This is a genomic window from Streptomyces chlorus (assembly GCF_042655885.1).
GTDB lineage: Bacteria > Actinomycetota > Actinomycetes > Streptomycetales > Streptomycetaceae > Streptomyces > Streptomyces chlorus.
This window is the reverse complement of sequence record NZ_JBHSOA010000018.1, coordinates 31,150-56,473: the sequence shown is the minus strand read 5'-3', so window position 1 is coordinate 56,473 and position 25,324 is coordinate 31,150. Positions and strand designations below refer to the sequence as shown.

Here is a 25,324-nt window from a genome sequence, read left to right as displayed (position 1 = left end):
CTTCTCCCGTCACTCTGGGTTGTCCGCGAGGGATTTCGCCGCCCGAACGCAGTGCGCGTAGGCGGTGCGCGCGTACTGAGGGGAGGCCCCCGCGAGTCCGCACGCCGGGGTGACCGTAACCGCCTCCGCGAGAAGGCCCGGCCGCAGCCCCAGCCTGCGCCACAGCGTTCTGACACCCATGACGCTACCGGCAGGGTCCGACAACGGGCCGTCCGTCCCCGGCACGACACCGGTGAACAGCCGGGTGCCGCTCTCGACCGCCTCCCCGATCGTCTCGTCGTCACGTTCGGTGAGGAGCGAGAAGTCGAAGGAGATCGCCTGCGCTCCCGCCCGCCGCAGCAGGGCGAACGGGACGTCCGGCGCGCACGAGTGAACCACGACCTGGCCACCGTCGTGCACCTCGAACACGTCCCTCAGTCCGGACTCGACGAGCTGCCGGTCCACCGCGCGGTGGGTGCGGTAGCCGCTGGCGCTGCGCACCCGGCCGCGCAGGACGTCGGTGAGGGAGGGCTCGTCGAGCTGGAGGACGAGCCGCGCGCCGGGCACGCGCCGGCTCACCTCGGCGAGGTGCAGGCGCAGCCCCTCGGCGAGCGAGGCGGCGAGGTCCCGGCAGGCGCCGGGATCGGAGAGGGCCACCTCGCCGTTGCGCAGCTCCAGCTGGGCGGCGAGCGTCCAGGGGCCGACGGCCTGCACCTTCAGCGGGCCCTCGTACCCCTGGGTGTACTCCTCCAGCGCGTCGAGGTCCTCGCCGAGCCAGGAGCGGGCCCGCTTGGTGTCGCGTCCGGGCCGGTCCCCGATCCGCCAGCCGCTGGGCTCCACCCGCGCGTACAGCTCGACGAGCATCCCGGCGGTCCGACCGATCATGTCCGCGCCGGGTCCCCGGGCGGGCAGTTCGGGCAGGAAGGGAAAGTCCTCGAAGCTTCCGGTGACGGTCTTGACGGCCTCGCGGGCGTCCCCGCCGGGCATCGACCCGACCCCGGTCGCGGCCCCGAACCTGAACTGGCTGTTTTCGCTCACCTCAGAAGCGTACGGAACGGGCGGGGAGGCCGGTGTCCCGGCCGTACCGGCGGGGCGTGTGCCCAGCAGCACAGTCGGTCCCACGCCCGGCAGGTCGGCGCCGCGGCGACCCTGCACCTCACCCGCACGGTCAACCCGTACACCTGGCAGGTCGGCGTTCCGGCGACCCGGAGACCCGGCGTCGCGGCGGCCTGACGCCTCACCCGAATCGCCAGGCCGCACCCCTGCGGGTTCGGCGTCCCGCCCGCACGGTCAGGCCGTACGTCCGCGGGGTCAGCGTCCCGGGCGCACGGTCAGGTCGTTGACCTCCGCGTCCCGGGGCAGGTCGAGGGCCATGAGGATGGTGGTGGCGACCGACTCGGGGTCGATCCACCGGCCGGGGTCGTAGTCCTTGCCCTCCTGCTGGTGCACCTTGGCCTGCATGGGACTGGCGGTGCGGCCGGGGTAGACCGAGGTGACGCGGACACCGCCCGCGTGCTCCTCCTCGCGCAGCGCGTCGGCGAGGGCCTTCAGACCGTGCTTGGAGGCCGCGTAGGCGCCCCACTGGGCGTGGGCGCTCAGGCCGGCGCCGGAGTTGACGAAGACCACGTGTCCGCGGCTCGCGCGCAGCTGGGGCAGGAAGTGCCGGGTGAGTTCGGCGGGGGCGACGAGGTTGACGTCGAGCTGGTGCCGCCAGGCCTTGGGGGTCAGCTCGCCGACCTCGCCGAGGTCGACGACGCCGGCGATGTGCAGCAGGGAGTCCACCCGGTCCGGGAGGGACTGGTGGGAGAAGGCCCAGCTGAGCCGGTCGGGATCGGCAAGGTCGCCGACGAGGGTCCGCGCGCCGGGGAACTCGTCCGCCAGTTCCTTCGCGCGCCCCGCCGAGCGTGCGTGCAGGACGAGTTCGTCCCCGCGCGCGTGCAGCCGACGGGCGACGGCCGCGCCGATGCCGGAGCCTGCTCCGGTGATCACATGTGTAGGCATGCCCGCCATGCTCGCATCACCACGTGGTCAGGGCTTGGCCCGGGTTTCCCGTGGAGGAAGGAGCGGCGTTCGGTGCGTGCTCTCGGTGTGCCGGACGGCCTTCGTCGTGGCGGAGTCACGTCGGAGGCCGGCCGGTGCGGCGAGTGGGGTCCCCCCCTGCTCGAAGAGCTTGGGGGAGCGTGCCGGGCGTCGCGACGCCACGGGAGACCCGGGCCAAGCCCTAGATGCCCTGGCTCTCCTCCAGGTACGCCAGTGCCCCGACGGGCTCCTCGGCGAAGAACACCAGGTCGGTGAGGGCGCGGGGCAGGAAGCCCTCGTCCTCCATCCGCCGGAACTGCGTCTTGAGGCCATCGTAGAAACCCGCGCTGTTCAGCAGGACCACCGGCTTGTCCGTGTGCCCGTGCTTCTTCAGCTCCAGGATCTCGGTGGCCTCGTCGAGCGTGCCGGTACCGCCCACCATGACGACCACCGCGTCGGCCTTCTCGAGGAGCAGGCGCTTGCGTTCCGCCAGGTCCCGGGCGACGATCATCTCGTCGGCGCCCACGCGCGCCTTCGCCGCCAGGAACTCCACGGAGACACCGAGGAGCCGCCCGCCCGCCTCCTGCACCCCGTCGGCGACGACTTTCATCAGGCCCACGTCGGAGCCGCCCCACACCAGGGTGTGGCCGCCCTTGCCGAGCAGCTCGGCGAACTCCCGCGCGGGGCGCGTGTACCGCTCGTCCAGATCGGCGGCGGAGAGGAAGACACAGATGTTCACCGCCTCAGGGTACGGGCCCGGTCCGGCGTGAGGGGAAGAATTCGGCTTCGGCGGACGCTGCACCGTTCAGTGGTCGGGCCGGCCGGCGTTCGGCCCCTCCGACCTTGCCGACTCCATGACCCTGCTGACCCCATGACCCGGCTGACCGAGGAGCGTGGACCATGACCGTAGGACACCGCATCACCGTCGAACGGAGCGAGCGGCACGTGCGCGTGGTGCACGGCGGGGAGGTCCTGGCCGAGAGCGACCGGGCGCTGGTGCTGCGCGAGACGGGCTTGCCCGCGCGGTACTACATCCCGCCGGAGGACGTACGGCTCGACCTGCTGACCCCGTCCGACACCCGCACCCACTGCCCCTTCAAGGGCACCGCGTCCTACTGGTCGCGGCCGGACGCGGCCGATCTCGTATGGGCGTACCCGGACCCGAAGCCGGACGTCGCCGGTATCGAGGACCACCTGTGCTTCTACGACGTGGAAGTCCGATGATCGGATAGAAGGGTTGCGATCGTCGGACGCGCGGCCCGCCTCACCGACGATCGCGCCGCGGTGCGGCAGTCTCGACGACCATGGACAAGAACATCCTCTCGCGCGACGGCACCCCCATCGCCCACGAGAGCGCCGGACGGGGTTCCGTGGTCGTCCTCGTCAGCGGCGCGATGTCGACGGGCGCCACGGTGGCACCGCTGGCCGCCCCGCTCTCGGAGCGGTTCCGGGTCGTCGTGTACGACCGCCGGGGCCGCGGTGCGAGCGGGGACCGGTTGCCGTACGCGGTGGAACGCGAGGTCGAGGACCTGGCGGCGCTGATCGAGGCGGTGGGCGGACAGGCGTCGCTGTACGGCGTCTCCTCGGGCGGCGCGCTGGCGCTGCGCGCGGCGGCGAGCGGTCTGCCGGTGCGCCATGTCGCCGTGTACGAGACGCCGTACGCCACGTCCGAGGAGGATCTGAGAGAACGCGCGCGGTACACCGAGCGGCTGGCCGAGGCCCTGCGCGAGGGGCGTCGCGGGGACGCGGTGGAGCTCTTTCTGCGCCTCACCGGGCTGAGCGAGGCCGTGATCGAGGGCGCCCGCCAGTCCCCCCTGTGGGCCGGCATGGAGTCGATCGCGCCGAGTCTCGCCTACGACGACGCGGTCATGGGCGACGGCGGCGTCCCGGTGAAGCTGCTGGCGTCGGTCCCCGTACCGGTGCTGTCCATCGCGGGCGACGCGAGCCCGGCCTGGATGCGCAAGGCCGCCCGAGCGATCGCGGACGCCGTCCCCCAGGGCACCTGCCGCACTCTGGCGGGCCAGACCCACATGGTCGAACCGGACGTGCTGGCACCGGTGTTGGCGGAGTTCTTCAGCCGGTGAGGGGCCTGACGGGGCGGGCCGCTCGCCCCCGGTCCTCCGCCACTGCATGGACGCTGTCGGCGAAACCGGCGGACCTCGGGCGTGAGTCCGCCGACCGTGACACTTTCAGGAGATATGTCACGGTTGCGGGCGGGGTACCCAGTGCCACCGGGTGCGGGCTCACGGGACCCGGCACGCCAGGCCGAGTTGACCAACAGCGTCCTCCATGTGACGGAGAACCGGGACGGACGGTCCCCCTCCCCTCAGGCGGCGAGCACGGGCAGACCAGGGGGCCGGGGCCCGGCACCGTCTGCCGCACAGCCTCCTGGCGGTGGATCGCCCCCGCCATGCACCAGCTCGAACCAGACGCTCTTGCCGCCCACCCCGAACACCGCCTCCCCGAGACCGCATCCGCCCCAGTCGTCGGCCAGCAGGTCGAGGATCAGCAGTCCCCGGCCCCGCTCCTCGTCCGGCCCGCCCGGCACCAACGACACGGGGAACTCGGGGCAGGTGTCCGTGACACTGACTCGTAGCACGGGGTTGGCCCAGCGCAGCCGCACTGTGGCGGGACCGAGGGAGTAGCGCACGGCGTTGGTGGCCAGCTCCGAGGTGAGCAGTTCCGCCCGGTCGGTGAACTCGCCCAGCCCGTGGGCACCGAGCACCGCCTTGAGCGCCGTACGGGCAACGGCCGGTCCGCGTACGTCGCAGGGGAAGTGCAGCTCGTACTCCCAGGGTTCGGCGAACGGGATGAGAGGCGGGCCGGGGATCATGGAGTCCGGCCGGCCCGCCGGTTCGGGCGTCTGCTCGTGTTCCGGTTCCGCATTCTTCACGCGGCACCTCCTTGTGCGTGTGCGATGCGACGAGTCACGGTTCTGTTCGTTGAAGTGGTTGGAGCGGTGATGCCGTGTGCCGCCCACGCCGCGCCCTCACGGGTTCGCGGCGGTGGCCTGCCGCCCGCTCCTCGCCCCGTCGGGCCCGGACAGGAGTTGAGGCGGGGGTGCGCTTCCTCCGAGGAGGGACCGGGAAGGGTGGCGTGGGTCATACGCTAGCGGGAAAAATAAAACGCGTGCTACCAAGTTTGCCAAAACGGGTTTTAGTACTAGGTTTCGATGGACACTGCACGTCACTCTCGGCAAACTGTGCGCGCGAGCGAGGAGTTGTTCATGGCACCACGGCACCACCCGAGCATCCGGCAACGCCGGTTCGGGGCCGAACTACGGCGACTACGCGAAGCCGCCGGCATGACCGCACCTGCAGCCGCGACGCGGCTCGGAGTGGATCGCACCATGATCTCGAACATCGAGTCAGGGCGGTTCGGCATCAGCGATGAGCGACTACGGCGCCTTGCGAGTATCTACGAGTGCAACGACCCTGATTTGATTGATGCGTTGGCCTCAATGACCGGCGGGCGGCCGAAAGGCTGGTGGGACGAGTACCGAGGGAAGATCCCACCGGACTTCCTCGACGTGGCGGAGCTGGAGCACCACGCCACCGCCCTCAGAACCCTTCAGACCGCGCACATCCCGGGGATCTTCCAGACAGAAGATCATGCTCGATCTCTCTTCGACCTGTTCGTTCCAGCGCTGCCCCGCTTGGAAGTCGAATTGCGAGTGGCCCAGCGACTCGGCCGCCATCGAGCAGTAGCGGACAACCCAGGCGTGCCATACGCGGGTTACGTCCATGAGGCGGCCCTGCGCATGCTGATCGGAGGACGACAGATCGCCAAAGCCCAACTGTGCCGCCTCCTCGAAGAAAGCGAACGCGACAACGTTCAGCTCCTCGTGATCCCCTTCACCGCAGAGGGCTTCCCCATGGCAGGGGACACAGTGATGTACGCATCAGCGCCCAACCCTCACCTGGACACCGTGCAGGTGGACTCCCCCACAGGCGCCGTCTTCTTCGACTCCCCCACCCATCTGGCCAACTTCCGCGCGCGGCTGGACTTGGTCGAACGGGTGGCGTTGAATCCGAGGGCATCGAGGGACTTCATCCTCGACATCATCGGAGACCTGTAAGAGGTACCAGTCTTGTCCGATTTGAAATGGTTCAAGTCCTCGTTCTCCGAGGCTTCCGGCAACGCCTGCATAGAGGTTGCGGTCCACGACAGCGAACGGATGGCGATCCGGGACAGCGTCCGCCCCGCCCTGGCCTTCGCCATCGACCGGACGGCGTTCTCGTTGTTCGTCAATGCCGCCCGAGCCGGGGCCGTAAGCCACGTAGATCTCTAACGACCACGCACCACAGGCATTCACTCAAAGGCACAGGCGCTGGTGGCCGCATAGCGGGCGGGACGTGCACGGGTGGAAAACCGTGTGGTCGCAAGACTTGGTGTGTCGGTATCGTCCGGTCTTCCGATCAGCCGTTTCCGCGGTTCTCGACGTACGGGGAGCAGTATCGATGACCGTCCGACAGGCGACGACGACGCTGTGGCGTCCGACCGGGCCCAAGGAGCTGGAGCTGGTCCGAGAGTCGGGGTGGCGGGTCTGGCCGCCCCGGTTGCCCGAGCAGCCGGTCTTCTATCCGGTCCTCGACGAGGACTACGCGATCAGGATCGCCCGGGACTGGAACGTGAAGCACGACGGTGCCGGGTTCGTCACCCGCTTCGAGGTCGAGTCGGAGTTCCTCGCCCGGTATCCCGTGCAGCAGGCGGGCGGGCGGACCATCCTCGAGCTGTGGGTTCCGGCCGGGGAACTCGACGAGTTCAACGCCCACATCGTCGGTGAGATCCAACTCGTCCACGAGTTCCCCGCACAGCCGCAGGACCATTGACCGGGCGAGGAAGCCGTGACGGCTGTGCAGGCATCGGCACCCGCCCGCCGTTTCCGGTGACCGTGACGATCGCCCTCGTCCAGACGGGGACACTCCCCTTCCGAAAAGCGTGAGCACTCCGGGCCCCACTGTCACTTTGGCGCTCATTCGAGCGTCAAAGTGACAGTCGCCCGCCAACTGCTCACGGTTTTCGACCAGCTCACCGTGCCGACCCCGTCGGACGCCCCGGTGTCAGACCGCCGTGAATTTCTTCGTCGTGCGGGACGTCGTGGCGATGGTGGCGGAGCCGACCACGCGGGTGCCGGCGTAGAGGACGACGGCCTGGCCGGGGGCCACGCCGCGGACCGGTTCCTTGAAGGAGACCTCCAGGGTGCCGTCGATGAGCTCGGCGGTGACCTCGGTCTCGTCGCCGTGGGCGCGGAGTTGGGCGGTGTAGGTGCCGGGGCCGGTCGGGGCGGTGCCGCACCAGCGGGGTTCGATCGCGGTGAGCGCGCCGACGTCGAGGGCGTCCGCGGGGCCGACGGTGACCGTGTTGGTCACCGGGGAGATGTCGAGGACGTAGCGGGGCTTGCCGTCGGGGGCGGGGGTGCCGATCCGCAGGCCCTTGCGCTGGCCGATGGTGAAGCCGTGGGCGCCCTCGTGCGTGCCGACCTTGGCGCCGGACTCGTCGACGATGTCGCCCTCGGCCCGGCCCAGCCGGTTCGCGAGGAAGCCCTGGGTGTCGCCGTCGGCGATGAAGCAGATGTCGTGCGAGTCGGGCTTCTTGGCCACCGCCAGTCCCCTGCGCTCGGCCTCCGCGCGGATCTCGTCCTTGGTGGTGACCGTGTCGCCGAGCGGGAACATCGCGTGGGCGAGCTGCCGGTCGTCCAGCACGCCGAGGACGTACGACTGGTCCTTGGCCATGTCGGAGGCGCGGTGCAGTTCGCGCGTGCCGTCGGCCAGGGTGACCACGCGCGCGTAGTGGCCGGTGGCCACGGCGTCGAAGCCGAGGGCCAGAGCCTTGTCCAGCAGCGCGGCGAACTTGATCTTCTCGTTGCAGCGCAGGCACGGGTTGGGGGTGCGGCCGGCCTCGTACTCGGCGACGAAGTTCTCCACGACGTCCTCGCGGAAGCGGTCGGCGAGGTCCCACACGTAGAACGGGATGCCGATGACGTCCGCGGCGCGGCGGGCGTCGCGCGAGTCCTCGATGGTGCAGCAGCCCCGCGCGCCCGTGCGGAAGGATTGGGGGTTCGCGGAGAGCGCGAGGTGGACACCGGTCACGTCGTGGCCCGCCTCGGCGGCGCGGGCCGCGGCCACGGCGGAGTCGACGCCGCCGGACATGGCGGCCAGAACGCGAAGGGGGCGGGAGGGCTGCGGAATCTCAGTCATAACCCCTCCAGGGTACGGGGCACGGGAACCGGAGCCACCGGATATCCGTTGTTGCTCGCATGGGGGAAAGAAGAGCTTCCACGGACCGGGCCGGCAAGGACGGGGACCGTCGCATCGGCCGACGGGCCCTGCTCTTCGGCGGTGCGGCCGCCGCCGCGGGTACGGCCGTGCTGGCGCGGGACGAGCTGGGCCGCCTGTGGTGGCGGATTCCCGGGGTCGAGAAGCCGCGCAAGCAGGGCGTGGTCGACTTCGCGGGCGCCCGCTGGGTGGCGGCCTCGGACGCCAACTGGCGGCGCGCGGACCGACCCGACGACTTCGATATCGACATGGTGATCGTCCATGTCACGCAGGGCAGTTTCGACAGCGCGGTACGGGCCTTCCAGGACCCGGGGCACCAGGCGTCCACGCACTACATCGTCGGGCAGGACGGGCGCATCACGCAGATGATCCGCGAGCTGGACGTGGCCTACCAGGCGGGCAACCGCGACTACAACGAGCGCAGTATCGGCATCGAGCACGAGGGCTTCGTGGACCGGCCGCAGGACCTGACGGACGAGATGTACGAGGCCTCGGCCCGGCTCACGGCCCGGATATGCGCGCGCTACGACATACCCGTCGACCGGAAGCACATCATCGGCCACATCGAGGTACCGGGGACGGATCACACCGACCCGGGGCCGCACTGGGACTGGGACCGCTACATGAAGCTCGTGCGTCAGGCGCTCACGGCGACGACCTGACCCCGCCACCCGAAAACTGGACAAAAAATCTCAACCCACCCCCTTCCATCCAGAAATGGGCGTTCTATCATAAGAACAGGCCTACGGGATGAGTGAGGGAGTTCGACCGGAGTAGCCGACTTCAGCGCGAAGTTTCGACTTCCGCTGGTGCCGACGTCGACGGTCGGGCTGAGAGGCCGGAAGGTCGCAGGACAGGACCGGAAGGCGACCCCTAGTCACCTGATCCGGGTCATACCGGCGAAGGGAACCCGTCTCGTAGGTCGTTGGCGCGCCCGGAGGGCCGGGCGGTCTCGTTCGGATCGGCCGTTCGTCGTTCCGGCTGCGGGCGCGGGCCCGGTCGCGCGTCCGGTCCGGAAGCAGCGGCTCGATCCGTCCCCCGCGCGTCCCTCACGGTCGGGCACGTCCCAGCCCTCGGCCGGGACGGAGAGCTCCGTCCTCACCGGGAAGCTCCCGCGTCGTACTTCTCGCGGCTGGTGAGGACCTGGTCCATGTGGGTCTGCGCCCACTGCCTGAGCCCGCGTGTCAGGTGGTGGAGCGAGAGCCCGAGGTCAGTCAGCTCGTAGGTGACGGTAACGGGAACCGTGGGCGTCACGGTGCGGGTGAGCAAGCCGTCGCGTTCGAGGGCTCGCAGGGTCTGGGTCAGCATCTTCTGGCTGACACCGACCAGCAGCCGGGCGAGTTCGGAGTAGCGCATCGCTTTCGGGGCGCGCGATGCGCCGGGGTGCTCTTCGGACGCGTCACCACCCAGCGCACACAGGATCAGGACGACCCACTTGTCCGAGATCCGGTCGAGGAGCTGACGGCTGGGGCACACCGCCAGGAACGCGTTGTACTCCGCCTTGCCCTGCGCCCTTTTCTCGGCCTTCGTCGTCGTCACCGATCTCACCGTCCGCTTCTGGGGAAGTTACGCACTTCAGAGTGCCTACTTCCCGAAGGGAAGCAGCTCTCCCATGCTGGTGCAAGGGGGACGGAGACACCACCCCTGACAAGAAGCGAAAGGCACTGCGATGGAGACCGCCTTCACACCTCCTCTTCCCGGCGGAACCTGGACGCTGGGCGACTCGACCGTCACCCGGTTCGGCTACGGCGCGATGCAGCTCGCCGGCCCGTGGGTCATGGGGCCGCCCGCCGACCACGACGGCGCCCTGGCCGTCCTGCGCGAGGCGGTCGGCCTCGGGATCACCCACATCGACACCAGCGACGCCTACGGCCCGCGCATCACGAACGAGCTGATCCGCGAAGCGCTGCACCCCTACCCGGAGTCGCTGTTCATCGCCACCAAGGTGGGCGCGACCCGCGACGCGCAGGGCGGCTGGCCCACCGCCCGACGCCCCGAAGACCTGCGCAAGCAGGTCCACGAGAACCTCGACTCCCTCGGTGTCGAGACCCTCGACCTGGTCAACATGCGCATGGGCGACGCCCAGGGCCCCCGGCCCGGCTCGATCGCCGAAGCGCTCGAAACACTCGCCGCCCTCCAGCGAGACGGTCTGATCCGCCACCTCGGCGTCAGCAACGTCACCGCGGAGCAGGTCGCCGAGGCGCGCGGCATCACCCCCATCATGTGCGTGCAGAACATGTACAACCTCGCCCACCGCCACGACGACGACCTCGTCGACCACCTCGCCGTCGACCGCATCGCCTACGTGCCGTTCTTCCCCCTGGGCGGCTTCACGCCACTCCAGTCCGAGGCCCTCTCGCAGGTCGCGAGCCGGCTGGAGGCGACACCGATGTCGGTCGCGCTGGCCTGGCTGATGCGACGCTCGCCGAACATCCTGCTCATCCCCGGCACCTCGTCCACCGCCCATCTGCGCGAGAACATCGCAGGCGCCGGGCTCTCCCTCTCCGACGAGGACGTGGCCGAACTGAACGGCATCGGCCGCTGAAGCACGCACAGGCCGTCGGCCGCACCGACGAGCTCGTGCACGGTAGGCGGTTTCGCCCGGGTTGCCGGGTGGACCGGAGGGGGATGCCCGCGATGTGGAGTCCGGCAGGGCACGTCATGGCCGTCTTCCCGTAACGGGCCGCGATACCGCGCCCTCGCCCGAGCCGGTTGACTCACCGCTCGACGGTGTTGCGCTGCTGGTGTGTCTCACGGTCGAAGGCCGGCGGTCTGCCGCCCCGGCCGCCGCGACGCGGCCTGGGGCCTCGCCGGTTCGCGGGGACGGGGATCACCGCACGGATGTCGCGTTTTCGCAGGTGGTCGCGGATCGCGCGGGAGGAGTACGCCAAGGGGAGGTGGGAGCTGACCATCGGGGCGCGTGCCGAGCCTTTGAGTATGCCCGGGCCTGAGAGCCCCGTGGACAAGACGAGGCTGACTCACGCCCAGCAGTGTGGGCATGAAGGGTTCAAGACCCGGTGCAGATCTGTCTGTATCGGCATCGAAACGGTCCGGTTGGTGCGGACGGGTCCGTCTGCGGCCGCCGGGCGTCGGTCAACGGCCCACCCGAACCGACGATCCGGTGCTCTTGAACGAAACCGCCTAGGTCAGCCCCGCCGCCCGCGCACGTTCCACCGCCGGCCCGATGGCCTTGGCCACGGCTTGGACGTCGGCCCTGGTGGAGGTGTGGCCGAGGGAGAAGCGGAGGGTGCCGCGGGCCAGGTCGGGGTCGGTTCCGGTGGCCAGGAGGACGTGGCTGGGCTGGGCGACACCCGCGGTGCAGGCGGAGCCGGTGGAGCACTCGATGCCCTGGGCGTCGAGCAGAAGCAGCAGGGAGTCGCCCTCGCAGCCGGGGAACGCGAAGTGGGCGTTGGCCGGAAGCCGTCCCCCGGGCGCGGGATCGCCGCCGAGGACGGCGTCCGGAACGGCCTCGCGGACCGCCGCGACCAGGTCGTCGCGGAGCGCGCCGATCTCGCGGGCGAACCACTCCCGCTGCTGGGCGGCGAGCCGGCCGGCAATCGCGAAGGAGACGACCGCGGGCACGTCGAGCGTGCCGGAGCGCACGTGCCGCTCCTGACCGCCCCCGTGCAGCACGGGTACGGGGGTGTACTCGCGGCCCAGGACCAGCGCCCCGATACCGTACGGGCCGCCGATCTTGTGGCCCGAGACGGTCATCGCGGCGAGCCCGGACGAGGCGAAGTCCACGGGCACCTGGCCGAAGGCCTGGACGGCGTCGGAGTGCAGCGGGACGCCGAACTCGGCGGCGACCTCGGCGAGTTCACGGACCGGGAGAATCGTCCCGATCTCGTTGTTGGCCCACATCACGGTGGCGAGGGCGACGTCGTCGGGGTTGCGTGAGATCGCCTCGCGCAGAGCATCCGGGTGGACCCGGCCGTAGGAGTCGACCGGCAGGTACTCGACGAGGGCGCCCTCGTGCTCGCCGAGCCAGTGGACGGCGTCCAGGACGGCATGGTGTTCGACAGGGCTGGCGAGGACCCGGGTGCGGGCCGGCTCGGCGTCGCGCCGGGCCCAGTACAGGCCCTTCACGGCGAGGTTGTCGGCCTCGGTCCCGCCGGAGGTGAAGACCACCTCGCTGGGACGGGCGCCGAGGGCTTCGGCGAGGGCTTCGCGGGCCTCCTCGACACTCCGGCGGGCACGTCGGCCGGCGGCGTGCAGGGAGGAGGCGTTGCCGGTGACGCCGAGGTGCGCGGTGAGTGCCTCGACCGCCTCGGGAAGCATCGGGGTGGTCGCGGCGTGGTCGAGGTAAGCCATGGTGAGGACGATTCTACGGGCCGCGTCCGGTGACCCCGGGGCGCGGTCGGCCGGGATGCCCCGCCGACCGCACCGCGGAGGACCGCTCAGCCCAGGCGTACCCGGGCGAGCTGACGGGACTGGGCGACCAGTCGGTCCGCGCTGTCCCAGACCTCGGCGTCCTCCTCCAGGAAGCCGCCGGCGAGGTTGCGGGTGGTGATCGACACCCGCAGCGGGCCGGGCGCCGGACGGGAGCGGACGTGCACCGTCAGCTCGACCGTGGGGACCCAGCCCTTGAGTCCGAGTTCGAAGGCGGTGGGCGGCAGCGCGTCCACCGCGAGGAGCAGGGAGAGCGGGTCGTGGTCCCGGCCGTCGGCGAGCCCGAACCAGGCGCGCATCTCTCCCTTGCCGGAGGGCTTCCCGAGGGCCCAGCCGAGGGTCGACGGGTCGAGCTTGAGCATCAGCCGGTCCATGATGGCGGAGCTGCCGTCGACGGGGGCCGGCCCGTCCTCGGGGCCGAAGCACTGGTCCATGGGCGGTATCGCGGGCGGCTCGGCCGACGTACGGACGTCGTCGGGGAGGGCGTCCAGGTCGCCGTAGGAGGCCAGGAGGCGGATGCGCTCGACCTCACGGCCCTGGTCATCGGTCTGGAAGAGGGACGCCTGCCCGGTCGAGAGGGTGCGTCCGGTACGCACGATCTGGGTACGGACGACCGCCGGGCCCGGCTGGGAAGCGGTCAGATAGTGCGCGGAGAGGGTGAACGGGTCCGCGTGCGGCAGGGCGTCGGCGAGGGCGCGGCCCAGGACGGCCAGCAGATAGCCGCCGTTGACGGCGCTGATGATCGTCCAGCCGGCGGAGAGATCGGTGTCGTAGACGCCCGGTTCGCGGGGCGTGACCGCGGTGTCGCGGTCGAACTCACTGTCGCCGATGGTGGCCCGGATGGCCGGGGCGGAGGCTGCTTCTGGCATGCATGAACAGTACAAGAGTCACCTACTAAGCGGTAGCTTTGGGGTGGCGGTCGGACTCCGAACCGCCTCCTCCGCTCCTCCGCTCCTCCGCTCCTCCGCTCCTCCGCTAATCCTCCTCGCGGGCCGTCGAGCGCCGCTGCCACGCACGGGGCGCCCGCCAGTGGTACCGCAGCGCCAGCAGCCGCAGCACGAACGCCGTGACCACGGCGAGGGCGCTGGTGAGCGCGTTCAGCACGTCGAAGCGGAGGCACAGGGCGACCATGGTGGCGCCGACCATCGCCGGTACCGCGTAGAGATCGCGGTCCCAGCGCAGCAGCGAGGGCACCTCGTTGGCGAGCACGTCCCGCAGCACGCCGCCGCCCACCGCGGTGACGAGGCCGAGGCAGGCTGAGGCCGTCAGGCCGAGCCCGTAGTCGTACGCCTTGGTGGTACCGACGACGCAGAACAGGCCGAGCCCGGCGGCGTCGAAGAAGTTGACGGCGTTCTGGATGCGCTCCACGTGCGGGTGGAGGAAGAAGACCAGCGCCACGGCGAGCAACGGGGTGACGAAGTACCCCAGGTCCGTGAAGGCGGCGGGCGGCACCGCGCCGATGACCACGTCGCGGAAGAGCCCGCCACCGAGGGCCGTCGCCTCCGCGAGGACGGCGATGCCGAAGACATCGAGGTTCTTGCGGACGGCCAGCAGGGCACCCGAGATCGCGAAGACGAAGATGCCGACCAGGTCGAGCGCGTGCAGGAGGGACGGGCTGAAGAGTTGCTGGAGCACCCGCATATTCTTACTCAGCAAGAACCCCTCGCCTTACAAAACAAGGCGAGGGGTGGTGTGAACTTGCTGTCCGGGGACCAACCGGCCTAGGTACTGTCCCAGGCCGCCCAGAGCGTCGACGGACGCTCGCCGGAACGGTTAGAGGGCCTTCTTCGCCGCGGCCTTCTTCTCGGCCTCGGCTTCCGGCTCCGCCTCGGTCCTGGTCTCCGGCTGAGCCGTGTCGTCCGCGGCCTCCGGCTCCGTCACGGTCTCCGGCTTCTCCGGCCCGGTCTCCGCTTCAGCCTTCTCCTCCGCGGCCTCCGGCTCCGCCTTCTCCACCGCGGCCCCGGACTTCTCCGCCGGGGTCTCCTCCACCGGTGCCCCGGACTGCTCCGGCACCGTCACGTCACTGGATCCCACGGACGCCGGGGCGTCCTCGACGCCTTCGCGGGTCGCCGACACCACCTCTCCGTGGGTCCGCTTCAGAGTCCCGGCCGCGATCTCGGCGGTGTAGTGGCAGGCCACCCGGTGGCCGCCGCCGACGTCCCGCAGTTCCGGCCGCTCGGTCGCGCACTTCTCGGCCTGCGCCCACGGGCAGCGGGTGTGGAAGCGGCAGCCGCTGGGCGGGTTCGCCGGGGAGGGCAGGTCGCCGGTGAGCAGGATGCGCTCGCGCTTGTCCTCCACCTCCGGGTCCGGCACCGGCACCGCCGACATCAGGGCCTTGGTGTACGGGTGCTTGGGCTCGGCGTACAGCGTGTCGCTCGGCGCCTCCTCGACCAGCGAGCCCAGGTACATCACGCCGATCACGTCGGAGATGTGCCGGACGACCGCGAGGTCGTGGGCGATGACCAGGTAGGTCAGGCCGAGTTCCTCCTGGAGTTCCTCCAGCAGGTTGACGACCTGGGCCTGGATCGACACGTCGAGCGCGGAGACCGGCTCGTCGCAGATGATCACGTCCGGTTCGAGGACCAGCGCGCGGGCGATGCCGATGCGCTGGCGCTGGCCGCCGGAGAACTCGTGCGGGTAGCGGGCGAGGGCGTTGGAGGGCAGGCCGACCCGCTCCAGGATCGCCTTGATCTTCTCGCGGCGCTCCTCCTGGTTCTTGCCGATGCCGTGGGCGACCATGCCCTCGGACAGGATCGACTCGATGTTCTGCCGGGGGTTGAGCGAGCCCAGCGGGTCCTGGAAGACCATCTGGAGCCGGCGCCGGAAGCGGCGCATCTCCTCGCTCGGCAGCTTCGCCAGGTCGGTGCCGTCGAGGACGACCGACCCCTCGGTGATGTCCACGAGGCGCAGCACCGACCGCCCGAGGGTGGTCTTGCCGCAGCCGGACTCGCCGACCAGACCGTAGGTCTCGCCGGCCTCGACCTTCAGGGACACCCCGTCCACGGCGTAGACGTGGCCGACCGTACGGTCGAACAGCACGCCCTTCTTGATGGGGAAGTGGACCTTGACGCCGTCCAGTTCGAGCAGGCTCATGCGGGGACCTCCTCGGCCTTCGCGTCGTCGAGTACGGGGTTGACGCACCGCACCTGGTGACCGGCGGCACGCGGCTCGGCGAGCTGCGGGGTGCCGGTCAGGCAGCCCATCTCGTACCGGTCGCAGCGCGGCGCGAAGGCACAGCCGTCGGCCCAGGCGACGCGGTCGTTGATGGAGCCGCGGATGGGCTTGAGGGACTCGCCCCGGGGGGCGTCCAGGCGCGGGATGGAGCCCAGCAGTCCGTGCGTGTAGGGGTGGGTGGGGTGGGCGAACAGCTCACGGCGGCCGGCGGACTCCACGGCCTTGCCCGCGTAGAGCACGTTGACCTGGTCGCAGAGGCCGGCGACCACACCGAGGTCGTGGGTGATCATCAGCAGGGCGGTGCCCTCCTGGTCCACGAGTTCCTTGAGCAGTTCCAGGATCTGGGCCTGGATGGTCACGTCGAGGGCCGTGGTGGGCTCGTCGGCGATGAGCAGGCTCGGGGCGCAGGCCACCGCCATGGCGATCAGCGCGCGCTGGCGCATACCGCCGGAGAGCTGGTGCGGGTACTCCTTGAGCCGCCGGGTCGGGTCGGGGATGCCGACCCGGTCCAGCAGGTGGGCGGCCTCCTTGCGGGCGGCCGCCCCCTTCATCCCGCGGTGGCGCTCCAGGATCTCGGTGACCTGCACGCCGATCGGCACGACCGGGTTGAGCGAGGACAGCGGGTCCTGGAAGATCATCGCCATCCTGCTGCCGCGCAGGTCGCGGCGGGCGGACGGGTTCATGGTGAACAGGTCGGTGCCGTCGAATTCGGCACGGCCGCCGACCGTGACGCCCTTGTCGGGCAGCAGGCCCATCAGGGCCAGGGAGGTGACGGACTTTCCGCAGCCGGACTCGCCGACCAGGCCCACGACCTGGCCCTGGTCGACCTCGAAGGAGACGCCGTCGACCGCCCGGGACTCCTTGCGGCCGCGGCCGCCGAAGGTGACGGTCAGTTCGTCGACAGTGAGCAGAGACATGGTGGTTCAGCCCCTCAGCTTCGGGTCGAGGGCTTCCCGCATGGCCTCGCCGAGGAGGGTGAAGCCGAGGGCGGTGATGATGATGCCGACGGCGGGGTAGACCGCCATCAACGGCGCGTTGTCGAAGAAGCGCTGCGCCTGGGTGAGCATGACACCCCACTCGGGGGTGGCCGGGTCGGGGTTGCCCAGGCCCAGGTAGGACAGGGCGGCCGCTTCGATGATCGCGGTGGCCAGGGAGAGCGTGGCCTGCACGATCACCGGGCTGAGCGAGTTGGGGATGATCTGCGAGACCACGATGCGCCGCTTGCGCACGCCCAGGGACTTGGCCGCGAGCACGTAGTCCGTGCCGCCCTGCGCCAGCATGGAGCCGCGCAGCAGCCGGGCGAACACCGGAATCTGGACGACACCCACGGCGATCATCACGGTGGTCAGTGACTGCCCCATGACGGCGGCGATGGACACGGCCAGCAGCAGCGAGGGCATCGCCAGCAGCATGTCGATGAAGCGCATGATGACGGAGTCGATGCGCTTTCCGGTGTCGCCGCCGAGGGTGGCGGCGGCTCCGGAGAGGCCGCCGATCAGGAAGCCGATGACCAGGCCGATGAGCGTGGCGACGACGCCGACGAGCAGCGTCTGGCGGGCGCCGATCAGCATGCGGGAGAACATGTCCCGGCCGAGGTGGTCGAGTCCGAACCAGTTCTCGCCGCGCGGGCCGACGAACTCGCCCCGGTTTTGGAAGACCTCACCCCGCCAGGTCTGGGCGGTCGCGGCGTGCGGCGCGAGGTAGGGCCCGACGATCGCGAGGAGGACGAACAGGAAGATGACGACCGCGCCGATGATCGCCATCTTGCTGCGCTTGAGACGGCGGAACGCCTCACGCCACAGGCTGGCGCCGGTGCCGGTCTCCTTGGTCGCGGTCAGTTCCGCGAGCCGCTGGATCTTCTCGGTCTTGGTGGCGACACTCACGTCAGTACACCCGCACTCTCGGGTCGATGAGGCTGTACGCCACGTCCACCAGCAGGTTGATCAGGACATACACCAGCGCGATGAACATGATGAACCCGACGAGCACCGGGTAGTCGCGGCCGTCGATCGCGGTCCGGATGAAGGAACCGATACCGCCGAAGGAGAACACGGACTCGGTGAGGACGGCGCCGGACAGCAGGGAGCCCGTGAGCAGGCCGACCGTGGTCACCACGGGGAGCATCGCGTTGCGCAGCACGTGCCGGCCGCGGACGACGCTCCGCTTGAGGCCCTTGGCCTCGGCGGTGCGGACGTAGTCCTCGTCCTGCACCTCGAGGACGCTGGCGCGGGTCATGCGCACGATGACGGCGAGCGGGATGGAGGCCAGGGCGACGGAGGGCAGGACCAGATGCATGATCGCGTCCCAGGCGGCGTCGAGTTCCCCGGTGAGGACGCCGTCCAGGACGGCGAATCCGGTCACGCTCGTGGCGTCGAGGCCGGTCTCCTGGCGTCCGTAACTGGGGAAGATCCCGAGCTGGACGGCGAAGATCTGCTTGAGGATCAGGGCCAGGAAGAAGACCGGGATGCAGATGCCGATGAGCGATCCGGAGACCGCGGTGACGTCGAGCCAGCCGCCGCGGTGGCGGGCGGCGAGGTAGCCGAGCGGGATACCGACGGCCACGGCGATGAGGATCGCGAGGAGGGCCAGCTCCACCGTGGCGGGGAAGCGCAGGACGAACTCGTCCCACACCGGCTGTCCCGTCTGGGTGGAGGTGCCCAGGTCGAGCTCGGCGATGCGCTTGAGGAAGCGCCAGTACTGGACGTAGACGGGCTGGTCCAGCCCGAGCGCCCGGTTGATGCGGATTACTTCGGCCTCGGTGGCCTTTTCCCCCAGGATCGCTGAGGCGGGTCCGCCGGGCAGCCGGTCGAGCCACAGAAAGAGCAGTACCGACAGGCCGAGCAGCGTGGGTATGAGCTGGAGCAGTCTTCGTACGACGAGACGCAGCACCCCGCATGCCCCTTTCTTGCGTGATGTGTTCCATGAATGGACCCGCCCGGCCGACGAGTTGCGACGGCCGGGCGGACCCAATGTGCTTGGGTGACTACTGCTCGCTTACTTGAACGAGGCCTCGGAGAAGACTTCCTGCGTCAGCGGGGAGACGTTCGGCGGGTTCACGTTCTTGCCGAAGGCGATGGCCGGCGGGGAGGACGAGACCGGGACACCCGGCAGGTACTCCATGACGACCTCGTTGGCCTTCTTGTACGCGGCGATGCGCTCGTCGTGCTTGCCGAGCTTGGAGCCGGCGTTCACGGCGTCGAAGACCTTCTTGTCCTTGAAGCCCCACTGCTTGTCGTACCCGGCGAACCAGGTGCCGATGAAGTTGAAGCCGTCGTTGAAGTCACCGGTCCAGCCGAGCATGTGCAGGTCGCAGGAGCCCGACTCGGTGGCGTCCAGGTAGTCCGGGGCCCACTTCATCGCCTTCGGCGTGACCGTGATGCCGGACTTCTCCAGGTCGTCCTTCATCAGCTCGAACAGGTCCTGCGGGGCAGGCATGTACGGGCGGGTGACCTCGGTCGGGTAGCAGAAGTCGACCTTCAGCTTCTCCTGGCCGGCCTTCTTGAGGAGCTTCTTGGCCTCGCCCGTGTCGTACGCGTACTGCTTGACGTCCTTGGAGTAGCCCTCGATCGTGTCGGGCATGAACTGGTCGGCGACCTTGCCGCCCTCGGGCAGCTGGGTCTTGACCAGGTTCTCGCGGTCGATCGAGTGCGCGATGGCCTGGCGGACTTCCTTCTTCTTGAGCGCGGGGTTGGCCTCCTGGCTCATGCCCACGTAGAAGAGGTTGAAGACGCCACGCGTCGGGACGCCGTAACCCTGGTCCTCGAGGGTCTTGACGTCGGCCGGCGCGACGAGGTCGTAGCCGTCGATGTCACCGGCCTGGAGCGCCTGGCGGCGGCCCTCTTCGGTGTCGATGGTGCGGAAGACCAGGTTCTTGATCTTCGCCTTGTCGCCCCAGTAGCCGTCGAAGCGCTCAAGGGAGACTTCCTTGTTGCCCTTGTTCCACTTCGTGATCTTGTACGGGCCGGTACCGGCGACCGTGCCGGCCTCCTGGCTGTACTTGGGGTACGTGATGGCGTCGCCCTTGGCGGAGGCGTCCTGCTTCTTGTACTCCTCGATCGCCTTCGGCGAGTGGATCGCCAGGGCGTTCAGGGAGAAGCCGCCGGGGAGGTTGGCGGAGGGCTCCTTGACCTCGATGACGGCGGTGTTGTCGTCCTTCGCGGTGCAGGACTTGTAGTTCGCCTCGGCCGTTTCCTTGTCCTCGTTCTTCGCGAAGCCGCCCATGATGGTCTGCCAGTAGTAGGAGACCGCGCTGGACTGGTAGGTGCCCGTCCAGTTGAACCAGTGGTCGTAGTTGGCGCAGACGGCCGCGGCGTTGAGCGCCTCGCCGTCGTGGAACTCCACACCCTTGCGGAGGTTGAAGGTCCAGACGGTGCCCTCGTCGTTGCTCGACCACTTCTCGGCGAGGCCGCCGACGAGCTCGCTGCCACCCGACTCGTGCTCGAGAAGGGCCTCGAACGCCTGTCGCGTCACGCGGAAGGTTTCACCGTCGCTCGCGAGGGCAGGGTCCAGGGAGCCAGGGTCACCGGCGCCGGCGAAGACGAAGGTGTCCTTCTTGCCGTCGCTCTTGTTGTCACTGTCCCGGTCGCTGGAGCAGCCCGTGGCGATCAGAGCGACCGCCACCGCGGCCGTGATCGCCCGAGCGGCTCGGGACTTGGATATGCGCATATTGGGGCCACTCCGGGTCCGCTATGTGGATGCATCTTGACCGGCCGAACACTACAGATGTTCACAGCGAGTCGAGAACAGTCCGGATAGCGGTGATACCCACCTGAGATCTGAACAGTTGACATAAGGGACGCATCAGGCGTCCCGCCGTCAGGAATTAACCATCCCGATACATTCGGCGCCCCCTCAACGGCCGCGCGGGAAGCGCCGAGCGGCGTGAAGAACGGGTGAAACCGCAGGTGACAGGCGGTCGACCGGCCATAGCTGAGCGCACATGGTCGAAAACCTGACGTGAAATCAGTGCCCGGCGGCGGAACGGGCGGCCCGCGCCGACGCTCATGTCCACTCCGTGGGCACCGTCACGCTGAGTCAGCGCAGGCGGGTGCGGCCGGGCACCGGCCGCACCCGCCTCTCCCGCATACGGCCCGGTCAGCGCTGGTGCGCGGGCGGATAGCCGGAGCCCGCGGCGGGGGGCGCGGCGACGCCATGGGCCTCGCGGTCGTAGAACGGGCGGGCGTTGGCCCGCAGCCACATCGCGACCGGGTCGTGCTCGTCGGACATCGCGACGGTCGACACCGGAAGCCCGTCCGGAACCGCGCCGAGGGACTGCCGCATCATCGCGCGCACCGCGTCCACGGCCGGCGGCGACGTGTCGTACACGTCCAGGCCGATGGCGAGATACGGGGCGCCCAGCGACGGCTGTACCCAGGCACGACGCAGCGAGCGGACGGCGGGGGTGCGGTGCGCGTTCTGCGCGAGCAGGGCGTAGAACTGCGGGATCTCGATGGCGGGTTCGGACAGCCGCAGGGGCCCGGCGGGCTGGCGGTCGAGGCCGGTGGCGAGCCTGCGCAGATCGAGCCAGGGGATGCCGAGGCCACCGCCGGGGGCGTGCGGATTGAGCCAGAGTCCGTAGCGGTCGGGGTAGAGGGCGCGGGCGGCCTCGAGGCCGTCGACGACCTCGTAGGACCGGTTCCAGCCACTGGCGGACAGCTCCTGGGCGGAGGTCACGCAGGGCGCGTAGCCGAAGCCGTCGACCTCCATGTTCCCGTACTGGGCGTCCGGGGAGCCCGACTGGCCCTGCCACAGCAGCATCCAGACGTGACCGGAGGAGGGGGTCGCGAGCGCGCGCAGCAACGCCTCGTAGGCGTCGTAACGCCCCGGTGTCACCTGGCGCAGCATGTGCTCGACCTGTCCGGCCGCCGCGGTGCCTGCGCTCACTTTGTATCGCCCCTCCGTACAACACCCTCACCCAAGCCAATGAACCTAGCTTAAGCGCCTCTCGGTCCCGGGGAGCTCCGCCGGTCCGCGGCCGGCCTCCGGCTGCGCTGCGGACTCCTCACCGCTCCCACTGGTAGAAGGGGCGGACACGATCGCGCATCCACTGGCCGACCGGGTCCTGGGTCACGTCCAGGAGGACCAGGTTGACGGGCCACTTCACCGGCTCGCGGCCCAGCGCGCGGCCCAGCGCGTCCATCGGCGCGGCCCGCAGATCGCCCTCCGCACGGGTCAGTTCGGCGGGGGACAGTTCGACGCCGACGAACAGCACCGGTCCGGCCGTCTCGATCTCGGCGAGGCAGCGGCGGGCGGTGGAGACGAGACCGAGGGCCTCGAACTCCGTGGAGGCGGCGGCGAGGAAGTCCACCGGGTCGTCCTGCCAGTCGGGTTCGAACAGCTTGACCCGGCCGCCGCTCGCGGGGCCGTCCAGCGGTCCGCGTCCGGCGCGGCACAGGGCGGCGACGGCGGGCGGCGGCAGCGGGATGCCGACCACTCCCCCGGGGTTCACGGCGATCCCGGCCTGCGGTGGCAGACCGCGTGCGAACTCCACCGCGGGCGCGACGGTGAACGACATGTGGGAGCCGACGACCTGGCGGAACTGTTCCTCGGAACTGAAGACCGGGACGTACGCCTGGCCTTCGATCTCCATCGTGGGCAGGTCCAGCGGGCCGCTGTCCGGTCCGCCGCCGCCCGGCAGCGGTATCCACACATAACTCCGGCCCAGTACCTCGATGATCCGGCCGTCGGCCGAGGGGACGCCGAGGGAGGCGGAGAGCACCTCCTCCAGCTCGTTGCCGGGCCATCCGCCGTGCGGATGGGGGTGAGTCTGTGCCGGGAAGTCCGCGGAGAAGCCCGCCGGGAAGTCCATCTGCCTACCGCCTGCCTGGAACCACTGCTGTGGCTGAAAGGCTAACCGCTGCCGCGCCCGGCGGTCGGCCCTTACGGCCGCCTGTCCGCACACCGGCCGGCCGCCTGTGCGGCCGTCAGTCCGTGAAGTCGATGCGGTGCAGTGCGTTCGCCGCGTCGCGGTCGGCCAGGACGGCCGAGCCGCAGCCCGCGGGCAGGTCACCGCGCGTCACGGACGTCAGCAGCCGGTCGATGGCGGTGCGGTGGCGCCGGAAGGCGTACCGGGAGACCCCGCGGCCGCGCTCACGCTGGCCGTCCAGGGCCTGCTCCGGAGGGACGTCGAGCAGCAGCAGATGCAGGTCCGCGCCCCGGCGGCGGGCCTCGCGGGCCAGCCAGCGGCGCACCCAGGCCTGCGTGCCGCAGTCGTGGACGACGACTCCCTCGCCGGTGCGCAGGGCGCGCCGCAGTCCGGCGTAGTGGGCGAGGCGGACCAGGGGCCGGTACACCGCGTACGGCAGGAGGCGCGGCATGCCGCGGTCCCACCGGTCGCGGGTGTCCTGCGAGTCGATCAGGGTGCCGCGCGCCGCGCGCCGCATGAGGGTGGACTTGCCGCTGCCGGGCAGTCCGGTGACCACGACGAGGTCGCGGGGGCCGAAGATCAGGGCGTGCGGGCTGCGGCCGGCGCGCTCGCGCAGGTCGCGGACGACAGGCGCGGGCAGGGTGCCGCATGCCTCCCGGGCCGAGGGGGCCTGCTGCTCGGACAGCGTGACGCCCGTGGTGGTGGCGTACGCCCTGGCCTTGTTCACCGTGAGTCCTCCCCTGGGGGCTGTCCGGCCCTGTGCCCAGGCACCGAACACCTCCCCGCCGAGTGTAAAGAGACGGTAACGCCGGGTGTCTCTGGTTTCCGTCCCTTTCCCGATACAGGCCTGTCACAGCCGTCCGTGAACACCCGAATACCCTGTGCTTCTCCCGGAAGGGTCCCCCTGCCGCGGCCCCGCGATGCGTGCAATGATGAGCGCGCCAACTGCATACCGGCCGTTTGAATCCGCGCGGGAGAGTCCCCGGCACCGTTGCCGTCGGGGCGCCGAAGGAGCAAGTCCCTCCCTTGAATCTCTCAGGCACCGTTACCGCGTGGGCGAGGCACATCTGAAAAGCGGGCCCCGCGCGAGTCGCCGGTGGCTCCACCCAAGGTGCAAGCCGTGGTCGTCCCCTGCGCGGGCGGTCATGGCGAACCTCTCAGGTTCCGATGACAGATGGGGAGGAAAGACCTCGCCTGTCCTGCCCTGGGAGACCGACCGATGAGCAGTACCGAACTCCGCCGGACCGCGCTCGACGCCCTGCATCGTTCACTCGGTGCCACGATGACCGATTTCGCCGGCTGGGACATGCCCCTGCGCTACGGCTCCGAACGCGACGAGCACAACGCCGTGCGGACGAGGGCCGGTCTCTTCGATCTCTCCCACATGGGCGAGATCACCGTCACCGGCCCGCAGGCGTCCCGGTTCCTCGATCACGCGCTGGTCGGCACCATCGGGACCGTCAAGCCCGGCCGTGCCCGCTACACCATGATCTGCCGCGAGGACGGCGGCATCCTGGACGACCTGATCGTCTACCGGCTCGACGACACCGAGGCCGGGTCCCCTCGCTACCTGGTCGTCGCGAACGCCTCCAACGCCCAGGTGGTGCTGGACGCGCTCGTGGAGCGGTCGGCCGGTTTCGACGCCGAGGTCCGTGACGACCGCGACGCGTACGCGCTGCTCGCGGTGCAGGGCCCCGAGTCCGCCGGCATCCTGCAGTCCCTGACCGACGCCGACACCGACGTCGAGGGCATGAAGTACTACACCGGGCAGCCCGGCACGGTCGCGGGCCTCCCCGCCCTCATCGCCCGTACCGGCTACACCGGCGAGGACGGCTTCGAGCTGTTCGTGAAGCCGGAGCACGCGGTGGAGCTGTGGCAGGCGCTGACCAAGGCGGGCGAGGGCGTCGGGTTGGTCCCGTGCGGGCTGTCCTGCCGGGACACGCTGCGTCTGGAGGCCGGCATGCCGCTGTACGGCAATGAACTGAGCACCTCCATGACGCCGTTCGACGCCGGGTTCGGCCGGGTGGTGAAGTTCGAGAAGGAGGGCGACTTCGTGGGCCGCGCCGCCCTGGCCGAGGCCGCCGCCCGCGCCGAGCGGACCCCGCCCCGCGCCCTGGTCGGCCTGGTCGCCGAGGGCCGCCGGGTCCCGCGCGCCGGGTACGCGGTGGTCGCCGGGGGCGAGGTGATCGGCGAGGTCACCTCCGGTGCGCCCTCCCCGACGCTGGGCCGGCCGATCGCGATGGCGTACGTCGACGGGGCGTACGCGGTGCCGGGCACGGCGGGCGTGGGCGTGGACATCCGCGGCAGCCACGAGCCGTACGAGGTCGTGGCGCTGCCGTTCTACAAGCGGCAGAAGTAACCGTCGCAGAGGGCCCCGGGACGGCTGATGCTGTGGGCGCATCCGGCGGGCCCGGGGCATGAGCCCGCCGACCGTGACACTTTCCGGGAATGTGTCACGGTTCGCAGCCGGAGTACCAGTGCCGTCGGTACGGGCTCGCGAGGCCCGGAACGCCGGGCCGAATCGACCAACAGCATCACGGCCTTCCGGGCCCTCCCACGTCGTCGTAGGTCGTCGTAGGTCGGCGCGTAGGTCCTCGTACGTCGCCGTAGGGGCTCGCAG

The 25,324-nt window shown here is 70.3% G+C and carries 25 protein-coding genes and 2 riboswitches; of the genes, 8 read left to right on the top strand and 17 right to left on the bottom strand.

What is annotated here, in order from left to right; translation table 11 throughout:
* Positions 1 to 9: 9 nt before the first annotated feature.
* The 3 genes from ACFPZI_RS10080 to ACFPZI_RS10070 form a co-directional block, all read right to left on the bottom strand.
* Positions 10 to 1,017 (bottom strand): methionine synthase, encoded by a 1,008-nt coding sequence (locus ACFPZI_RS10080; protein ID WP_381361106.1) that lies wholly within the window; start codon positions 1,015 to 1,017, stop codon positions 10 to 12.
* A 273-nt stretch (positions 1,018 to 1,290) separates the two neighbouring features.
* On the bottom strand, positions 1,291 to 1,989 hold the full coding sequence (locus ACFPZI_RS10075; RefSeq protein WP_381361104.1) for an SDR family oxidoreductase: 699 nt from the start codon (positions 1,987 to 1,989) through the stop codon (positions 1,291 to 1,293).
* A 211-nt stretch (positions 1,990 to 2,200) separates the two neighbouring features.
* On the bottom strand, positions 2,201 to 2,737 hold the full coding sequence (locus ACFPZI_RS10070; RefSeq protein ID WP_381361101.1) for an LOG family protein: 537 nt from the start codon (positions 2,735 to 2,737) through the stop codon (positions 2,201 to 2,203).
* A gap of 161 nt (positions 2,738 to 2,898) precedes the next feature.
* Here ACFPZI_RS10070 and ACFPZI_RS10065 point away from each other — a divergent pair, with 161 nt between their 5' ends.
* Positions 2,899 to 3,222, top strand: coding sequence for a DUF427 domain-containing protein (locus ACFPZI_RS10065; RefSeq protein ID WP_381361098.1), 324 nt, complete (start codon positions 2,899 to 2,901; stop codon positions 3,220 to 3,222).
* 80 nt (positions 3,223 to 3,302) lie between these two features.
* On the top strand, positions 3,303 to 4,082 hold the full coding sequence (locus tag ACFPZI_RS10060) for an alpha/beta fold hydrolase (protein ID WP_381361096.1): 780 nt from the start codon (positions 3,303 to 3,305) through the stop codon (positions 4,080 to 4,082).
* A gap of 242 nt (positions 4,083 to 4,324) precedes the next feature.
* Here ACFPZI_RS10060 and ACFPZI_RS10055 read toward each other — a convergent pair whose 3' ends face one another.
* Entirely contained in the window at positions 4,325 to 4,891 is a 567-nt protein-coding gene (locus ACFPZI_RS10055) for an ATP-binding protein (protein ID WP_381361093.1), read from the bottom strand.
* A 333-nt stretch (positions 4,892 to 5,224) separates the two neighbouring features.
* Between ACFPZI_RS10055 and ACFPZI_RS10050 the strand changes: the two genes are divergently transcribed.
* From ACFPZI_RS10050 to ACFPZI_RS10040, 3 genes are all read left to right on the top strand, one after another.
* Entirely contained in the window at positions 5,225 to 6,076 is an 852-nt protein-coding gene (locus tag ACFPZI_RS10050; RefSeq protein WP_381361090.1) for a helix-turn-helix domain-containing protein, read from the top strand.
* A gap of 12 nt (positions 6,077 to 6,088) precedes the next feature.
* Positions 6,089 to 6,289, top strand: coding sequence for a DUF397 domain-containing protein (locus ACFPZI_RS10045; protein ID WP_381361088.1), 201 nt, complete (start codon positions 6,089 to 6,091; stop codon positions 6,287 to 6,289).
* Between the two features lie 169 nt (positions 6,290 to 6,458).
* Positions 6,459 to 6,830 carry a hypothetical protein gene (locus ACFPZI_RS10040; RefSeq protein WP_381361086.1) on the top strand — a complete coding sequence of 124 codons (372 nt, stop codon included), beginning with the start codon at positions 6,459 to 6,461 and terminating at the stop codon, positions 6,828 to 6,830.
* A 231-nt stretch (positions 6,831 to 7,061) separates the two neighbouring features.
* Here ACFPZI_RS10040 and mnmA read toward each other — a convergent pair whose 3' ends face one another.
* Complete coding sequence (gene mnmA / locus ACFPZI_RS10035; protein WP_381361083.1) at positions 7,062 to 8,198, bottom strand: tRNA 2-thiouridine(34) synthase MnmA; 1,137 nt, start codon at positions 8,196 to 8,198, stop codon at positions 7,062 to 7,064.
* A gap of 59 nt (positions 8,199 to 8,257) precedes the next feature.
* On the opposite strand from mnmA, the gene ACFPZI_RS10030 reads away from it, so the two are divergent.
* Positions 8,258 to 8,938: an N-acetylmuramoyl-L-alanine amidase gene (locus ACFPZI_RS10030; protein ID WP_381361081.1), complete on the top strand. Its 681-nt coding sequence runs from the start codon at positions 8,258 to 8,260 to the stop codon at positions 8,936 to 8,938.
* 436 nt (positions 8,939 to 9,374) lie between these two features.
* On the opposite strand, the gene ACFPZI_RS10025 is transcribed toward ACFPZI_RS10030, so the two are convergent.
* Positions 9,375 to 9,815: a winged helix-turn-helix transcriptional regulator gene (locus ACFPZI_RS10025; RefSeq protein ID WP_381361078.1), complete on the bottom strand. Its 441-nt coding sequence runs from the start codon at positions 9,813 to 9,815 to the stop codon at positions 9,375 to 9,377.
* Positions 9,816 to 9,945: 130 nt separating this feature from the next.
* Here ACFPZI_RS10025 and ACFPZI_RS10020 point away from each other — a divergent pair, with 130 nt between their 5' ends.
* Positions 9,946 to 10,821, top strand: coding sequence for an aldo/keto reductase family oxidoreductase (locus ACFPZI_RS10020; protein WP_381361075.1), 876 nt, complete (start codon positions 9,946 to 9,948; stop codon positions 10,819 to 10,821).
* Between the two features lie 596 nt (positions 10,822 to 11,417).
* Here ACFPZI_RS10020 and ACFPZI_RS10015 read toward each other — a convergent pair.
* The 11 genes from ACFPZI_RS10015 to ACFPZI_RS09965 all read right to left on the bottom strand — a co-directional run bounded on the left by ACFPZI_RS10015 (position 11,418) and on the right by ACFPZI_RS09965 (position 23,431).
* The gene (locus ACFPZI_RS10015; RefSeq protein WP_381361072.1) at positions 11,418 to 12,587 is read right to left on the bottom strand and encodes a cysteine desulfurase family protein; all 1,170 of its coding nucleotides are present in this window, start codon (positions 12,585 to 12,587) and stop codon (positions 11,418 to 11,420) included.
* 86 nt (positions 12,588 to 12,673) lie between these two features.
* Complete coding sequence (locus ACFPZI_RS10010; RefSeq protein WP_381361069.1) at positions 12,674 to 13,534, bottom strand: thioesterase family protein; 861 nt, start codon at positions 13,532 to 13,534, stop codon at positions 12,674 to 12,676.
* A gap of 106 nt (positions 13,535 to 13,640) precedes the next feature.
* Positions 13,641 to 14,300 carry a trimeric intracellular cation channel family protein gene (locus tag ACFPZI_RS10005; RefSeq protein ID WP_381361462.1) on the bottom strand — a complete coding sequence of 220 codons (660 nt, stop codon included), beginning with the start codon at positions 14,298 to 14,300 and terminating at the stop codon, positions 13,641 to 13,643.
* Between the two features lie 138 nt (positions 14,301 to 14,438).
* A complete protein-coding gene (locus ACFPZI_RS10000; RefSeq protein WP_381361067.1) occupies positions 14,439 to 15,758 on the bottom strand; it encodes an ABC transporter ATP-binding protein in 1,320 nt (439 codons plus the stop codon).
* Positions 15,755 to 16,756 (bottom strand): ABC transporter ATP-binding protein, encoded by a 1,002-nt coding sequence (locus tag ACFPZI_RS09995; protein WP_381361064.1) that lies wholly within the window; start codon positions 16,754 to 16,756, stop codon positions 15,755 to 15,757. The genes ACFPZI_RS10000 and ACFPZI_RS09995 overlap by 4 nt, the downstream gene beginning before the upstream one ends.
* Before the next feature lie 6 nt (positions 16,757 to 16,762).
* A complete protein-coding gene (locus ACFPZI_RS09990) occupies positions 16,763 to 17,722 on the bottom strand; it encodes an ABC transporter permease (protein ID WP_381361061.1) in 960 nt (319 codons plus the stop codon).
* 1 nt (position 17,723) lies between these two features.
* On the bottom strand, positions 17,724 to 18,728 hold the full coding sequence (locus ACFPZI_RS09985) for an ABC transporter permease (protein WP_381361059.1): 1,005 nt from the start codon (positions 18,726 to 18,728) through the stop codon (positions 17,724 to 17,726).
* A gap of 105 nt (positions 18,729 to 18,833) precedes the next feature.
* Positions 18,834 to 20,504, bottom strand: coding sequence for an ABC transporter substrate-binding protein (locus ACFPZI_RS09980; RefSeq protein WP_381361058.1), 1,671 nt, complete (start codon positions 20,502 to 20,504; stop codon positions 18,834 to 18,836).
* A 429-nt stretch (positions 20,505 to 20,933) separates the two neighbouring features.
* Positions 20,934 to 21,722: an enhanced serine sensitivity protein SseB C-terminal domain-containing protein gene (locus ACFPZI_RS09975; RefSeq protein WP_381361055.1), complete on the bottom strand. Its 789-nt coding sequence runs from the start codon at positions 21,720 to 21,722 to the stop codon at positions 20,934 to 20,936.
* A gap of 118 nt (positions 21,723 to 21,840) precedes the next feature.
* A complete protein-coding gene (locus ACFPZI_RS09970; protein WP_381361052.1) occupies positions 21,841 to 22,647 on the bottom strand; it encodes an enhanced serine sensitivity protein SseB in 807 nt (268 codons plus the stop codon).
* A 115-nt stretch (positions 22,648 to 22,762) separates the two neighbouring features.
* Entirely contained in the window at positions 22,763 to 23,431 is a 669-nt protein-coding gene (locus ACFPZI_RS09965; protein ID WP_381361049.1) for an AAA family ATPase, read from the bottom strand.
* A gap of 234 nt (positions 23,432 to 23,665) precedes the next feature.
* Positions 23,666 to 23,765: riboswitch (glycine riboswitch) on the top strand.
* A riboswitch (glycine riboswitch) is annotated at positions 23,766 to 23,888 on the top strand.
* A gap of 35 nt (positions 23,889 to 23,923) precedes the next feature.
* Here ACFPZI_RS09965 and gcvT point away from each other — a divergent pair.
* The gene (gene gcvT, locus ACFPZI_RS09960; RefSeq protein ID WP_381361047.1) at positions 23,924 to 25,063 is read left to right on the top strand and encodes a glycine cleavage system aminomethyltransferase GcvT; all 1,140 of its coding nucleotides are present in this window, start codon (positions 23,924 to 23,926) and stop codon (positions 25,061 to 25,063) included.
* The last annotated feature ends 261 nt before the right edge of the window (positions 25,064 to 25,324 follow it).